15 protein-coding genes and 1 riboswitch are annotated in these 13,396 nt (G+C 72.8%); of the genes, 7 read left to right on the forward strand and 8 right to left on the reverse strand.

Going from position 1 to position 13,396, the window contains the following annotated elements:
• Nucleotides 1-6: 6 nt before the first annotated feature.
• Nucleotides 7-1,518 carry an NAD(P)/FAD-dependent oxidoreductase gene (locus AB0E07_RS00705; protein ID WP_362244877.1) on the forward strand — a complete coding sequence of 504 codons (1,512 nt, stop codon included), beginning with the start codon at nt 7-9 and terminating at the stop codon, nt 1,516-1,518.
• A 31-nt stretch (nt 1,519-1,549) separates the two neighbouring features.
• On the opposite strand, the gene AB0E07_RS00710 is transcribed toward AB0E07_RS00705, so the two are convergent.
• From AB0E07_RS00710 to AB0E07_RS00735, 6 genes are all read right to left on the reverse strand, one after another.
• Nucleotides 1,550-2,503, reverse strand: coding sequence for a hypothetical protein (locus AB0E07_RS00710; RefSeq protein ID WP_362244879.1), 954 nt, complete (start codon nt 2,501-2,503; stop codon nt 1,550-1,552).
• Nucleotides 2,504-2,559: 56 nt separating this feature from the next.
• A complete protein-coding gene (gene metF / locus AB0E07_RS00715) occupies nt 2,560-3,483 on the reverse strand; it encodes a methylenetetrahydrofolate reductase [NAD(P)H] (RefSeq protein WP_362244881.1) in 924 nt (307 codons plus the stop codon).
• A gap of 169 nt (nt 3,484-3,652) precedes the next feature.
• A complete protein-coding gene (gene thiE, locus AB0E07_RS00720; protein WP_362244883.1) occupies nt 3,653-4,300 on the reverse strand; it encodes a thiamine phosphate synthase in 648 nt (215 codons plus the stop codon).
• A 74-nt stretch (nt 4,301-4,374) separates the two neighbouring features.
• Nucleotides 4,375-4,740, reverse strand: coding sequence for an Rv2175c family DNA-binding protein (locus AB0E07_RS00725; protein WP_351926684.1), 366 nt, complete (start codon nt 4,738-4,740; stop codon nt 4,375-4,377).
• A gap of 67 nt (nt 4,741-4,807) precedes the next feature.
• On the reverse strand, nt 4,808-6,007 hold the full coding sequence (locus AB0E07_RS00730) for an FAD-dependent oxidoreductase (protein ID WP_362245726.1): 1,200 nt from the start codon (nt 6,005-6,007) through the stop codon (nt 4,808-4,810).
• A 50-nt stretch (nt 6,008-6,057) separates the two neighbouring features.
• The gene (locus AB0E07_RS00735; protein WP_362244886.1) at nt 6,058-6,408 is read right to left on the reverse strand and encodes a hypothetical protein; all 351 of its coding nucleotides are present in this window, start codon (nt 6,406-6,408) and stop codon (nt 6,058-6,060) included.
• Between the two features lie 52 nt (nt 6,409-6,460).
• Nucleotides 6,461-6,572, forward strand: a riboswitch (TPP riboswitch).
• On the opposite strand from AB0E07_RS00735, the gene thiO reads away from it, so the two are divergent.
• From thiO to AB0E07_RS00760, 5 genes are all read left to right on the forward strand, one after another.
• Entirely contained in the window at nt 6,570-7,727 is a 1,158-nt protein-coding gene (gene thiO, locus AB0E07_RS00740; RefSeq protein ID WP_362244888.1) for a glycine oxidase ThiO, read from the forward strand. (Overlaps the previous riboswitch by 3 nt.)
• Nucleotides 7,724-7,924 carry a sulfur carrier protein ThiS gene (thiS, locus tag AB0E07_RS00745; RefSeq protein ID WP_362244890.1) on the forward strand — a complete coding sequence of 67 codons (201 nt, stop codon included), beginning with the start codon at nt 7,724-7,726 and terminating at the stop codon, nt 7,922-7,924. Before thiO ends, thiS begins: the two co-directional genes overlap by 4 nt.
• Before the next feature lie 3 nt (nt 7,925-7,927).
• Nucleotides 7,928-8,722: a thiazole synthase gene (locus AB0E07_RS00750; protein ID WP_362244892.1), complete on the forward strand. Its 795-nt coding sequence runs from the start codon at nt 7,928-7,930 to the stop codon at nt 8,720-8,722.
• 96 nt (nt 8,723-8,818) lie between these two features.
• Nucleotides 8,819-10,768: a Stk1 family PASTA domain-containing Ser/Thr kinase gene (pknB, locus tag AB0E07_RS00755; protein WP_362244894.1), complete on the forward strand. Its 1,950-nt coding sequence runs from the start codon at nt 8,819-8,821 to the stop codon at nt 10,766-10,768.
• Nucleotides 10,765-11,646: a deoxyribonuclease IV gene (locus AB0E07_RS00760; RefSeq protein ID WP_362244896.1), complete on the forward strand. Its 882-nt coding sequence runs from the start codon at nt 10,765-10,767 to the stop codon at nt 11,644-11,646. Before pknB ends, AB0E07_RS00760 begins: the two co-directional genes overlap by 4 nt.
• 182 nt (nt 11,647-11,828) lie before the next feature.
• On the opposite strand, the gene AB0E07_RS00765 is transcribed toward AB0E07_RS00760, so the two are convergent.
• Nucleotides 11,829-12,461 carry a sulfite oxidase-like oxidoreductase gene (locus AB0E07_RS00765; protein WP_362244898.1) on the reverse strand — a complete coding sequence of 211 codons (633 nt, stop codon included), beginning with the start codon at nt 12,459-12,461 and terminating at the stop codon, nt 11,829-11,831.
• Between the two features lie 180 nt (nt 12,462-12,641).
• Between AB0E07_RS00765 and bfr the strand changes: the two genes are divergently transcribed.
• Entirely contained in the window at nt 12,642-13,118 is a 477-nt protein-coding gene (bfr, locus tag AB0E07_RS00770; protein ID WP_351926666.1) for a bacterioferritin, read from the forward strand.
• Nucleotides 13,119-13,121: 3 nt separating this feature from the next.
• Here bfr and AB0E07_RS00775 read toward each other — a convergent pair whose 3' ends face one another.
• On the reverse strand, nt 13,122-13,364 hold the full coding sequence (locus AB0E07_RS00775; RefSeq protein ID WP_362244901.1) for a (2Fe-2S)-binding protein: 243 nt from the start codon (nt 13,362-13,364) through the stop codon (nt 13,122-13,124).
• Between the last annotated feature and the right edge of the window lie 32 nt (nt 13,365-13,396).

A 13,396-nucleotide genomic window follows, 5' to 3' on the forward strand; every position in this document is an offset into this window, starting at 1 on the left:
CCTGCCATGGCACGGATTGCGGTGATCGGCGCCGGGATGGGCGCACTGGCGGCGGCCGCCCGGCTGGCCGTCGCGGGCCACCGGGTGGCGGTGTACGAGCGTACGGAGACCTACGGCGGCGCGGTGCGCCGGCTGGAGCGGGACGGCTTCCGCTTCGACACCGGTCCCGGACTGCTGACCCTGCCCGCGGTCTGGCGGGACCTGTTCGTGAAGACCGGCAGGGAGCCGCTGGAGGACTGTGTCGAGCTGGTCCAGGTCGACCCCTCCTCGCGGCACCTCTTCGCGGACGGCACCGCGGCCGCGCTGCCGAACGCCTCCCGCGCGGGTGTCGTCGCCGCCCTGGACGAGGCGCTCGGCGCGGGCGCGGGTGCGCGCTGGGGCGACTTCCTGGTCCGGGCCCGCGAGGCCTGGGACCGCGCCCGCAGACCGCTCCTGGAGGAGCCGCTGTGGCCCAACTGGGAGGTGCTGGCCGGGCGGGAGCCCTATCCGGCGGTCCCCCACAAGCGCCTGCTGCGCACCCGCAGGGCCGGCACCCTCGCCGAGGTCGGCGCCTGGGAGCTGCGCGACCCCCGGCTGGCCGCCCTGCTGGAGAGCCACGCCCTCGGGTACGGCCTGGACCCCGAAACCGCCCCGGCGGGCGCGGCCGTCCTGCCGTACATGGAGCACGCCTTCGGCACCTGGTACGTCCGGGGCGGGATGCGGGAGCTGGCCCGCGCGGTGTACGAGCGCTGCCTGGCCCGGAAGGTCGATTTCCACTTCGGCGCCGAGGTGACCGGGGTGCTGGAGAAGGACGGCCGGGCGGCCGGGCTGGAACTCGCCGACGGCACGGTGGCGGAGGCGGACCTCGTGGTCGGCACCGGACCCTGGCGGCTGGCCGGGCTGACGCACGGCCGGGCGCTGTACGACGAGGCGGACGTCGAGCCCCGGCCGGAGTTCCTGGCCGGCGGTCGGGTCGTGGTCTGTCTCGCGCTGCGCGGCGGCCGGGAGCCCGGTGCCGCGCACCGGACGGTCGTGCACACCCCGGACCGGCGCGGCGAACTGGACGCGTTCGGGACCGCCGAGCCGCCCGCGCGGCCGACGGTCCGGGTGGACCGCCCCGACGATCCGGCCCTGCGGCCGGACGAGGAGCACGAGTCGGTGGTCCTGACGGCCACGGTGCCCGCGGGCGTCACCTGCGACTGGACCGTCCCGGGGGCCGCCGACGCCTTCGCCGACCGGATGACCGAGGCCGCCGAGCGGGCGGTCCCGGAGCTGCGCGGGCGGACGCTGTGGCGCGAGGTCCGTACGCCGGTGCACACCGCGGCGGAGACGGGCGCCGAGGGCGGGGCCGTGCCGCCGCCCGCGCTGGCCGCCGCGGAGGGCACCTTCCTGTACCCGGCCAACAGCACGCGCGTGCCGGGCCTGTTCACGGTCGGCGGCTGGTCGCACCCCGGGGGCGGGCTCGCGCACGCCGGCATGTCGGGTGCGCTGGTCGCCGGACTGATCGTGGAGGGACCGGACTTCCGGGGCTCTCAGTGAACAGGGCCCCGGGGGTGCTCCGAGCGACGGCTCAGAAGCGGTACTGCTGTTCGTCGTACCCGCCGCCCTGCTGGCCCTGGCCGCCCTGGTACGGGTACTGCTGCTCCGGCGGGAGTTCGCCGCCGTAGGCGTCGTCGGTGCTGCGCTGCTGCGGGACCCACACACCGCCGGCCGGGGTCTCGCCGCCGTACCCACCGGCGGCGTACTGGTCCTGGCCGTAGCCCTGCTGACCGTAGCCCTGGCCGTAGCCGGCGTCGTAGGAGCCGCCGTCGTAGGTCTGGGTGCCGATGTACGGGTCGGAGTACGCGGCGTACTGCTGCTGGCCGGTCGTGTCGTAGCCGTACTGCTGCTGGTCGTAGCCGGTGTAGCCGTCGTAGCCGTAGGTCTGGTCCGCGCCCTGGGCGGCCGCCGCGTACTGGTCCTGGGGCTGGGCCGCTCCCGCGTAGGACGGGTCGGGAGTGGTGCCGTAGATGCCGTAGGAGCCGGTGTCCTCGGGCATGGGCTGCGGCTCGTAGACCGCGGTGGTCTCGGCGGCCGAGGGGTCCGCGGTGTGCCCGGGGTGCGCGGGCGTGAAGACGTCGTCGCGGTCGTAGGAGTCGTCACGGCCGTAGCCGGCGTCCGCGCGCTCGTAACGGTCGTCGTCGGCGTAACCGCCCTCACCCGCTTCGAGGTCGGAGACCTCCAGCGTCGGCTCCTGGCGGTCCTCCTCGTCACGGCGCTTGCCGAGCGCCGGAGCGTTCACCGCCCAGCCGGCGGAGAACCCGCGGCGGAACGACATCGTGACGTAGGTCTGGCCGATCGCGAAGCCGGCCGCGCCGAGACCTATGACGATCACGGACGAGGTCAGCACCCCGAGCACAACGATCATGAAGCCGACGAAGGCGAGCAGCCGCCAGCGCAGGCGGGCCTTGTACTGCAGCAACACCTCGCCCAGCAGCCACAGTGCGACGACGCCGAACGCGACATAGAGGACCGTCAAGCCCATGTACGCCCCTCTCCCAGTGACCGTTACGCAGTGTGGCGTACAGCCGTGCGGCCGGTCTAGGCCTGCGGAGTCCGGTGCAGGCCCAGGTTCTCGTAGATCTCCAGTGTCGCCGTGGAGTTGTTGAGCGTGATGAAGTGCAGACCGGGCACTCCCTCGGCGAGCAACCGCGCGCAGAACTCCGTGGCGAATTCGATGCCAATGGAGCGTACAGCGGCCGGATCGTCTTTGGCTGTGAGGATCCGCTCTTTCAGCGCCGCCGGGAAGGCCGCGTTGGTGAGCGAGGGGATCCGCTCCAGGGTCCGCACACTGCCGATCGGCATGATCTCGGGGATGATCGGGGTCTCGCAGCCGGCGGCCGCGACCCGGTCGCGCAGCCGCAGGTAGTCCTCGGGCTGGAAGAACATCTGGGTGATGGCGTAGTCCGCGCCGGCCCGGCACTTGTCGACGAAGTGCCGCACGTCCGCGTCCCAGTCCGCGGAGCGCGGGTGCATCGCCGGGAAGGCCGCGACGCCCACGCAGAAGTCACCGGACGACTTGATCAGCTCGACCAGTTCGGCGGCGTAGGTGAGGCCCTGGGGGTGCCGCACCCAGTCGCCCATGGGGTCGCCGGGCGGGTCACCGCGCAGGGCGAGCATGTTGCGGATCCCGGCGTCGGCGTACTGGCCGATGATGTTGCGCAGGTCGGCGACGGAGTGGTCGACGGCCGTGAGGTGGGCGATCGGGGTGAGCGTGCTGTCCGAGGCGATGGCCTCGGTCGCCTTGACCGTGCCCGCCCGGGTCGTGCCGCCCGCGCCGTAGGTCACGGAGACGAAGTCGGGCGCCACGGCCTCCACCCGGCGCAGCGCGTTCCACAGGTTCCGCTCGCCCTTCGGGGTCTTCGGGGCGTAGAACTCGAAGGAGTACGTCGTCTTCCCGGTCGCGAGCATCTCGCGCACGGTACGAGCGTGGTCCGACCTGATGGATGCGGTGCCGAGGGCCATACGGGCAGGTTAGCCAGGGCGTGTCGGTCCCCCAACCGGACAGCTGACATTTGCCCCGAATTGTCGGTTTGTTGTCCAATCCGTGGACAGCAGGACCCCTGCACGGGCCCCGGGCGTCCACCCCTCGGACACCGAGGCCCCTCGGCGGGCCCCGCGCCGGGCCGTGGGTCTACGCCTCCCGCAGCCGCTTGGCGAACTCCGCGGCGGCGGCACCGGGGTCGTCCGCCTCGGTGATCGCGCGCACGACCACCACGCGCCGGGCGCCGGCATCGAGCACCTGGTCCAGGTGGGACAGGTCGATGCCGCCGATGGCGAACCAGGGCCGGTCGGTGCCGAGCGCGGCGGTGTGCCGGACCAGGTCGAGGCCGGGGGCGTGCCGGCCGGGCTTGGTGGGCGTGGGCCAGCAGGGTCCGGTGCAGAAGTAGTCGACGCCCTCCTGCACGGCCGCCGCCTCGGCCTCGGCCTCGGAGTGGGTGGAGCGCCCGACGAGCACGTCGTCGCCGAGGATCGCCCGCGCGGCCGGCACCGGGAGGTCGCCCTGGCCCAGGTGGAGCACCGCCGCGCCGGCGGCGTGGGCGACGTCCGCGCGGTCGTTCACCGCGAGCAGCTTGCCGTGGCGCGCGCAGGCGTCGGCCAGGACGGCGAGGTGCTCCAGCTCCTCGGCGGCCTCCATGCCCTTGTCGCGCAGCTGCACGATGTCGACACCGCCCGCGAGGACCTCGTCCAGGAAGGCCGCGAGGTCGCCCCGGTCCCGGCGGGCGTCCGTGCAGAGGTAGAGCCGGGCGTCGGCGAGCCGGGCGCGTGCGGTGTCGGACATGCGTGATCCCCCCGTGTAGGTGGTGTACGGGCCGCGGGCCCCCGGGGCCCGTACACCGGGTCGTTCCGTTCGGTTCAGACGGCGAGCGCCTGGGCGCGGCGCTTCACCTCCGTGCCGCGATTCTCGCTCAGGGCCTGCGCGGGGGTGCCGGGCAGGCTCTCGTCGGGGGTGAAGAGCCACTCCAGCATCTCTTCGTCGGTGAAGCCGTCGTCCCGCAGAAGCGTCAGGGTGCCGGTGAGGCCCTTGACGACCTTGTCCCCGTCGATGAAGGCGGCGGGGACGTGCAGCGCGCGGTTCTCACCACGGCGTACGGCGATGAGCTGGCCGTCCTTGACCAGCTGCCGCACACGCGTCACCTCGACATCGAACTGCTCGGCGATGTCGGGGAGGGTGAGCCAGGCGGGGACGAGAGCATCGATCTTTGCGTCAATCTCGGTCACGGTTACCAGCCTGCCATCCCGCACTGACATCAGGAAGCCGGGCCGGTCCGGACCGCCCGTCACGGGCTCAGGCGGTGGCCGCCTTCAGGGGCCGCGCCGGGTCCACCAGCAGGCCGGGGTCCATGCGGGTGCCCGCCTCGATCAGCCGCCGCCCCTGGGCCAGGTCCCGGGGCCGCCCCACCGCCAGCAGGGCGACCAGCCGGCCCTCGCGCAGCCAGCAGACCGTCCAGGCCGGGCCGACGGGGTCGCCCCGCCACACGGCGGTGTCGGCCGAGGCGTGGTGACCGGCGTACTGGACGAACCGCCCGAACTGCTCGGACCAGAAGTAGGGCACCGGGTCGTAGGCCACGGGGGCCTCGCCGATGATGTCGGCGGCGACCGTGCGCGGGCCCTGGAGGGCGTTGTCCCAGTGGTGCACCAGGAGGCGCTCGCCGTACCGGCCTGAGGGGAAGGACGCGCAGTCGCCGACGGCCCAGACGTCCGCCACCGAGGTCCGCAGCCGGTCGTCGGCCACCACCTCGCCGTGCTCGCCCAGCTCGACGCCGGAGCCGGCCAGCCAGCCGGTGGCGGGTCGGGCGCCGATGCCGACCACCACCGCGCCCGCGGGCAGCCGGGTGCCGTCGTCGAGGACGACCTCGCCGGGCTCGACGTGCGCCACCCGCGCACCGGTGCGCAGCTCGGCTCCGCTGTCGGCGTACCAGGCGGTCATGGGCGCGGCGACCTCGGCGGGCAGGGCGCCCGCGAGCGGCCGGTCCGCGGCCTCCACGACGGTGACCGAGCAGCCGGCCTCGCGTGCGGCGGTGGCGAACTCGGCGCCGATCCAGCCCGCGCCGACGACCACGATGTCGTGCTGCCGGGCGAGGACCGGCCGCAGCCGCTCGGCGTCGTCCAGGGTGCGCAGCAGATGCACGCCCGGGACACCGTCGGCCCCGGGCAGGCGAATCGGTTCGGCACCGGTGGCGACGACCAGGACGTCGTAGGCGACCGGCCCCTGCTCGGTGTCGATCTCGTGGTCGGCCGGGCGCAGGCCCAGCACCTCGCGGCCCAGGAGCAGTTCGATGCCCAGGGCCTCGAAGTCCACGTCGAAGGCGGAGCCCTCGGCCTTGCCGAGCAGCACGGCCTTGGACAGGGGCGGCCGGTCGTAGGGCTGGTGCGGCTCGGCGCCGATCAGCGTCACCGTGCCCGTGAAACCCTGCTCTCGCAGGGCGACCGCGGTCTGCACCCCGGCCATGCCGGCGCCGACCACCACCACCCGTCGCTGCGACATCGTCGTCTGCTCGCTCACCTGATCACCATAGACAACTGACAATTTGTCAGTCAGCCGTCGTGCCGCGTGACCTGCTCCACAACGCTGGTCCCGCTCCCCGGCTGGGACTCCCACTCCCAGGTCTCCTCCAGCCGCACCCGCCCGTCGGGCAGCTCCACCACCGTCGACACGCAGTGCCCCGACGACGTCGTGCCGTCCCGCTTGAGCTGCACGTACCGGAAGTCCAGCCGGTCACCCTCCCGGGTACCCACCAGATGCCCGCGTACGACATCCCCACCCGCGTACTCGGCCCAGATCTCGCCGCCCTTCTCGTGGTAGGCGAACCGGGTCCGGGTGCCCACCTGGCCCGGAGCCTGGTCGGCGACGGGGGCGAGGACGAGGCCGTCGAGCGAGCGGGACATGGCGGGAGGCTCCCTTACAGAGGACCGGAACCAGCGGTTAGGGTGGCCAACGTAAAGCACACGCGGGAGCCCGGACGCACCGGGCTGAGAGGGAGGCTGGCGGCCTCCGACCGTACGAACCTGATCCGGGTCATGCCGGCGAAGGGAGGGGCTGGACACCCATGTCGCCCACGCGTTCGACAGACGTCCTCGTCCTGGGGGGCGGAATCATCGGCCTGGTCACGGCGTGGCGGGCCGCGCAACGCGGGTTCACCACGGCCGTGGTGGACCCCGAGCCGGGCGGCGGCGCCGCCCGGGTGGCGGCCGGCATGCTGGCCGCCGTCACCGAACTGCACTACGGCGAGCAGACCCTGCTGGGCCTGAACCTCGCCTCCGCGCGCCGCTACCCGGAGTTCGCCGCCGAACTGACCGACCTCACCGGCCAGGACCTCGGCTACCGGCAGTGCGGCACGCTCGCCGTCGCGCTGGACGCCGACGACCGCGCGCACCTGCGCGAACTGCACGCCCTGCAGACCGAGTCGGGGCTCGACTCCGAGTGGCTGTCCGGACGGGACTGCCGGCGTCTGGAGCCGATGCTCGCGCCGGGCGTGCGCGGCGGGCTCCGGGTGGACGGCGACCACCAGATCGACCCGCGCCGGCTCGCCCGGGCGCTGGTGACCGCCTGCGAACGGGCGGGCGTGGTCTTCCACCGGGCGTGGGCGGCCGCTCTGACCGTCACGGGCGGCCGGGCCGCGGGCTGCGCGACCGAGGACGGGACGGCGCTTCCCGCGGGGCAGGTGGTCCTCGCCGCCGGCAGCCTCAGCGGGCGCCTGGCGGGCGTCCCCCCGGAGGTCATGCCCCCGGTGCGGCCCGTGAAGGGGCAGGTGCTGCGGCTGACCGTGCCCCGGCGGAACCCGCCGTTCCTGAGCCGGACCGTGCGCGCGGTGGTGCGCGGCAGCCAGGTCTACCTGGTGCCCCGCGAGAACGGCGAACTGGTCGTCGGCGCGACCAGCGAGGAGCTCGGCTGGGACACCACGGTGACCGCGGGCGGCGTGTACGAGCTGCTGCGCGACGCGCACGAACTGATGCCGGGCATCACCGAGCTGCCCCTGACGGAGACCCGCGCGGGCCTGCGCCCCGGGACCCCCGACAACGCGCCGCTGCTCGGCCCGACGGCGCTGGACGGCCTGCACCTGGCCACCGGGCACTACCGCAACGGCGTCCTGCTCACCCCGGTCACCGGCGACGCACTCGCGCACGCCCTGACCACCGGTGAACTCACCGACGAGGCCCGTCCGTTCAGCCCGAACCGGTTCGCACTCCAGGAGCAGCCCGTATGAACATCTCCGTCAACGGGGAGCGGCGGCGGATCGAGCCGGGCACGGCCCTCGACACGCTGGTGCGCTCCCTCACCGCGGCGCCCACCGGGGTGGCCGCCGCGCTCAACGAGACCGTCGTCCCGCGCGCCGAGTGGCCCGCGACGTCCCTCAGCGAGGGGGACCGCGTCGAGGTCCTCACCGCCGTCCAAGGAGGCTGACCCATGGCCGACGATCCCTTCCTCCTCGGCGGTACGGCCTTCTCGTCCCGGCTGATCATGGGCACCGGCGGAGCGCCGAGCCTGGACGTGCTGGAGCGGGCCCTGACGGCGTCCGGCACCGAACTGACGACGGTCGCGATGCGCCGCGTGGACGCCTCGGTGCACGGCTCGGTGCTGTCGGTGCTGGAGCGCCTCGGCATCCGCGTCCTGCCGAACACGGCGGGCTGCTTCACCGCCGGCGAGGCCGTGCTCACCGCCCGCCTGGCCCGCGAGGCGCTCGGCACCTCCCTGGTCAAGCTGGAGGTCATCGCCGACGAGCGGACCCTGCTGCCGGACCCGATCGAGCTGCTGGACGCGGCGGAGACCCTGGTGGACGACGGTTTCACCGTGCTCCCGTACACCAACGACGACCCGGTGCTGGCGCGGAGGCTGGAGGACGTGGGCTGCGCGGCGATCATGCCGCTGGGCTCGCCGATCGGTTCCGGGCTCGGCATCCGCAACCCGCACAACTTCCAGCTGATCGTGGAGCACGCGCGCGTGCCGGTGATCCTGGACGCGGGGGCCGGCACGGCCTCGGACGCGGCGCTCGCGATGGAGCTGGGGTGCGCGGGTGTGATGCTCGCCTCGGCCGTCACGCGCGCGAAGCAGCCGGTGCTGATGGCGGACGCGATGCGGCACGCGGTGGAGGCGGGCCGGCTGGCGTACCGGGCGGGACGCATCCCGCGCCGCCATTTCGCCGAGGCGTCCTCCCCGGTGGCCGGGACGGCTGTGCTGGACCCGGAGCGTCCCGCGTTCTGACCGACGGCGTGCGTTGCGTCACAGGACGGCTTCAGTACCGCCCCTGTTCCGGTCCGAGCGGCGGGCCTGTCGGTCCCGGCTCGTAGACTCGCCTGCGTGGATACGACCCTTCAGGACCCGCTGGTCGGGCATGTGCTCGACGGCCGCTACCGCGTAGAGGCGCGGATCGCCGTCGGTGGGATGGCCACGGTCTACCGCGCCGTGGACACCCGGCTCGACCGGGTGCTCGCGCTGAAGGTGATGCACCCCGGACTCGCGGCCGACGCCACGTTCGTCGACCGGTTCATCCGGGAGGCCAAGTCCGTCGCGCGCCTCGCCCACCCGAACGTGGTGCAGGTCTTCGACCAGGGCACCGACGGGTCGTACGTGTATCTCGCGATGGAGTACATCGCCGGCTGCACCCTGCGGGACGTGCTGCGCGAGCGCGGGGCGCTCCAGCCGCGGGCCGCCCTGGACATCCTGGAACCGGTGCTCGCCGCGCTCGGCGCCGCGCACCGGGCCGGGTTCGTGCACCGGGACATGAAGCCGGAGAACGTCCTCATAGGGGACGACGGCCGGGTCAAGGTCGCCGACTTCGGGCTGGTGCGCTCGGTGGACTCGGTCACCAGCACCACCGGAGCCGTCCTCGGCACCGTCTCCTACCTGGCGCCCGAGCAGATCGACCAGCCCGGCATCGCCGACGCCCGGGTCGACGTGTACGCCTGCGGTGTCGTCCTGTACGAGATGCTCACCGGCGAGAAGCCGCACGACGGGGACTCCCCCGCGATCGTGCTCTACAAGCACCTGCACGAAAACGTCCCGCCGCCCTCGGCCGCCGTGCCGGGCCTGGCCTACGAGCTGGACGAGCTGGTCGCCTCGGCCACCGCGCGCACCCCGGAGGTCCGCCCGTACGACGCGGTCGCCCTGCTCGCCGAGGCCCGCCGGACCCGGGCCGCGCTCAGCGAGGAGCAGCTGGACGCGCTGCCCCCGCAGGCGCTGGCCGCCGAGCACGACAACGCCGACGACCGCACCAGCGTGATCCCGCGCTCGCTGACCGTGCCGCGCCCGCTGCCGGTGGACGAGGACGCCGAGGACGCCGGGCAGGACCCCTTCAACCGCACCAGCCGACTGGCGAGCCCGCCCCCGCCGCCGCGCCCGCCCCGGGTGGGTGCGGGGCCCCGGCGGCGCGGGCCGCTGGCACTGGTGGTCGCCGTGCTGCTGGTCCTCGGGGTCGGCGCGGGCGTCTGGTACATCAACTCCGGGCAGTTCACCCGGGTCCCCGCCCTGCTGACGCAGACGGAGGCGAAGGCCGAGGACCGGCTGGGGCAGGCCGGCCTGGAGGTCGGCGGGGTGGAGCGCGCCTTCAGCGACACCGTCGAGCGGGGCCGGGTGATCAGTACCGACCCCGAGGCCGGCAGCCGGATCCGGCACAACGACGCGGTGAACCTGGTGATCTCCAAGGGCCCCCAGGTGGTGACCGTGCCCGATCTGGAGGGCTACCGCCTGGACAAGGCGAAGGACGAGCTGTCCGAGGCGGGTCTGGAGCCCGGCATGGTGACCCGGGAGTTCAGCGACTCCGTCGCCCGCGGCTCGGTGATCTCCACGACCCCCGAGGCCGGCACCGAGCGCCGCTCCGGTTCGGCCGTCGCGCTGGTGGTCAGCAAGGGCCGCCCGGTGGACGTCCCCGACGTCACCGGCGAGAGCCTCCAGGACGCGCGGGCCGAGCTGGTCGAGGCGGGTCTGAAGGTGCGGGTCGCCGAGGAGCAGGTCACCTCCTCCGAGGTCGACAAGGGCGCGGTCGCCCAGCAGACCCCGGAGGCCGACAGCCAGGTCGTCGCCGGTGACACGGTGACGCTGACGCTGTCCAAGGGCCCGGAGATGGTCGAGGTCCCGGACGTGGTCGGGGACTCGGTCGACGACGCCAAGGCGGCGCTGGAGGCGGCGGGCTTCGAGGTCGACGAGGACCGCGGACTGCTCGGGCTGTTCGGCGACACCGTGAAGAACCAGTCCGTGGCGGGCGGCGACACCGCTCCCAAGGGCTCGACGATCACCATCGAGATCCGGTGACCGAGGCGCCCGAGGCCGCCGGACGGCTGCGCAACCCCGTCGGCGGCCATGTCCCGGTGGCCGGCGGGCTCAACTCCGTGGGCCTTTCCTACGCCCGCGAGCTGAAGGCGGAGACCGTCCAGGTCTTCGTCGCCAATCCGCGCGGCTGGGCCACCCCGGCCGGCAATCCGCGCCAGGACGAGGAGTTCCGCGCGGCCTGCGCGGAGGAGTCGATACCGGCCTACGTGCACGCCCCCTACCTGATCAACTTCGGCTCGCACACCGAGGCGACCGCCGAGCGGTCGGTGGAGTCGCTGCGGCACTCCCTGCGGCGCGGGCGGGAGATCGGGGCGCTGGGCGTGGTCGTGCACACGGGCAGCGCGACCGGCGGCCGGGACCGCTCGGTGGCGCTGAAGCAGGTACGGGAGTACCTGCTGCCGCTGCTGGACGAGCTGACCCATGACGACGACCCGTTCCTGCTGCTGGAGTCCACCGCGGGCCAGGGTTCCTCGCTGTGCTCGCGCACCTGGGACTTCGGACCGTACTTCGAGGCGCTGGACGCCCACCCGAAGCTGGGCGTCTGCCTGGACACCTGCCACATCTTCGCCGCCGGACACGACCTGACCGGCCCGGACGGCATGCGCCAGACCCTGGACCTGCTGGTGGGGACCGTGGGCGAGGGCCGGCTGAAGCTGATCCACGCCAACGACTCCAAGGACGTCGTCGGCGCGCACAAGGACCGGCACGAGAACATCGGCGCCGGCCACATCGGCGAGGATCCGTTCCGGGCGCTGATGGACCACCCCGCCACCGAGGGCGTACCGCTGATCATCGAGACGCCCGGCGGCAAGGAGGGGCATGCCGCGGACGTGGAGCGGCTGAAGAAGCTCAGAGCCTAGGGCGTGTTTCGAAAGTACCGTCGTCCGCCCGAAGGGCGGGCCCTGCGGCGTCTGGTGCGTGCGAACGCAAGGCGCCGGAGCGCCCTAATAGCGGAGCTATTCGGGCGTTTCGGCAACGCGGCGAGCGTGCGTGCCAGGCGTCGCAGGGCAGGCGGGACTTTCGAAACACGCCCTAGGGAAGGTCAGAGTTCGGGGCCGTCGCCCGGCTCCTCCTGGTAGGAGTAGCGCTGTTCCTTCCAGGGGTCACCGATGTTGTGGTAGCCGCGCTCCTCCCAGAAGCCGCGCCGGTCGGCGGTCATGTACTCCACGCCCCGGACCCACTTGGGGCCCTTCCAGGCGTAGAGGTGGGGCACGACCAGGCGGAGCGGGAAGCCGTGTTCGGCGGTGAGCAGCTCGCCGTCCTTGTGGGTGGCGAAGATGGTCCGCTCGGCGGCGAAGTCGGCGAGCCGGAGGTTGGAGCTGAAGCCGTACTCCGCCCACACCATCACATGGGTGACGGACTCGGCGGGCGGGGCCAGCTCCAGGACGGTCCGCGCGGGGATCCCGCCCCACTCGGCGCCGAGCATGCTGAACTTGGTCACGCAGTGCAGATCGGCCACCACGCTGGTGTACGGCAGGGCCGCGAACTCCTCGTGGTTCCAGCAGTGCTTCTCGCTGTCGGCGGTGGCGCCGAAGACCCTGAACTCCCAGCGCTCGGGGCGGAACTTGGGAACGGGTCCGTAATGGGTGACCGGCCAGCCGCGCTGGAGTCGCTGCCCCGGCGGAAGCTCCGGCTGTTCCGCTCCTCCTGATGCGCTCTGAACCGGCTGACCCATGCCTCCATCCTGACAGACCCGAGGCAGTGCACCTGACCAGCCGCATCCCATATCGGAACAAGTTGGACTAAGCATGCACTAACTTACTAAGTGGAGACTTACTGGACGATCTTCGAGACCGGTGCAAGGATGCGGCCGAACCCGCCAGTTCTCCCGTATCCCCTGGAAGGAGCCTCTGCGATGCAGGGCGACCCCGAGGTCATCGAATTCCTCAACGAGCAGCTCACCGGCGAGCTCACGGCGATCAACCAGTACTGGCTGCACTACCGCATCCAGGACAACAAGGGCTGGACCAAGCTCGCCAAGTACACGCGTGAAGAATCCATCGACGAGATGAAGCACGCGGACAAGCTCACCGAGCGCATCCTGATGCTGGACGGTCTGCCCAACTACCAGCGGCTCTTCCACGTCCGGGTCGGCCAGACGGTGACCGAGATGTTCCAGGCGGACCGCCAGGTCGAGGTGGAGGCGATCGACCGCCTCAAGCGCGGCATCGAGGTGATGCGCAACAAGGGCGACATCACGTCCGCGAACATCTTCGAGGAGATCCTGGAGGACGAGGAGCACCACATCGACTACCTCGACACCCAGCTGGAGCTCATCGAGTCCCTCGGTGAGGCGCTCTACCTGGCCCAGCAGATCGAGCAGCCGAGCTAACGCTCAGGCGGCTTCGTCGAGCTTCTCCAGCTCGGTGAGGACCGGGCGGCCCTGGTCGGCCAGCTCGCGGCGGGGGCACGCGCCCCGGCCCAGCAGTGCCTGGATCCTCCGCACGCACGAACCGCAGTCGGTGCCCGCCTTGCAGGCCGAGGCTATCTGGCGAGGGGTGCAGGCACCGCCCTCGGCATGCTTCTTCACCTGCTGCTCGGTGATGCCGAAGCAACTGCAGACGTACACGCGGTTCACCTCCCGCCGGGATCAATTCGTGGTGCCCGTCC

Source organism: Streptomyces sp. NPDC048002 (genome assembly GCF_040653275.1).
Classification (GTDB): Bacteria; Actinomycetota; Actinomycetes; order Streptomycetales; family Streptomycetaceae; genus Streptomyces.

What these genes read in the sequence shown, in the direction of transcription:
- AB0E07_RS00705 (WP_362244877.1), top strand. Translation starts at nt 7, where the DNA reads ATGGCACGGATTGCGGTGATCGGCGCCGGGATGGGCGCACTGGCGGCG.
- AB0E07_RS00710 (WP_362244879.1), bottom strand. Translation starts at nt 2,503, where the DNA reads ATGGGCTTGACGGTCCTCTATGTCGCGTTCGGCGTCGTCGCACTGTGG.
- metF (WP_362244881.1), bottom strand. Translation starts at nt 3,483, where the DNA reads ATGGCCCTCGGCACCGCATCCATCAGGTCGGACCACGCTCGTACCGTG.
- thiE (WP_362244883.1), bottom strand. Translation starts at nt 4,300, where the DNA reads ATGTCCGACACCGCACGCGCCCGGCTCGCCGACGCCCGGCTCTACCTC.
- AB0E07_RS00730 (WP_362245726.1), bottom strand. Translation starts at nt 6,007, where the DNA reads ATGTCGCAGCGACGGGTGGTGGTGGTCGGCGCCGGCATGGCCGGGGTG.
- AB0E07_RS00735 (WP_362244886.1), bottom strand. Translation starts at nt 6,408, where the DNA reads ATGTCCCGCTCGCTCGACGGCCTCGTCCTCGCCCCCGTCGCCGACCAG.
- thiO (WP_362244888.1), top strand. Translation starts at nt 6,570, where the DNA reads ATGTCGCCCACGCGTTCGACAGACGTCCTCGTCCTGGGGGGCGGAATC.
- thiS (WP_362244890.1), top strand. Translation starts at nt 7,724, where the DNA reads ATGAACATCTCCGTCAACGGGGAGCGGCGGCGGATCGAGCCGGGCACG.
- AB0E07_RS00750 (WP_362244892.1), top strand. Translation starts at nt 7,928, where the DNA reads ATGGCCGACGATCCCTTCCTCCTCGGCGGTACGGCCTTCTCGTCCCGG.
- AB0E07_RS00765 (WP_362244898.1), bottom strand. Translation starts at nt 12,461, where the DNA reads ATGGGTCAGCCGGTTCAGAGCGCATCAGGAGGAGCGGAACAGCCGGAG.
- bfr (WP_351926666.1), top strand. Translation starts at nt 12,642, where the DNA reads ATGCAGGGCGACCCCGAGGTCATCGAATTCCTCAACGAGCAGCTCACC.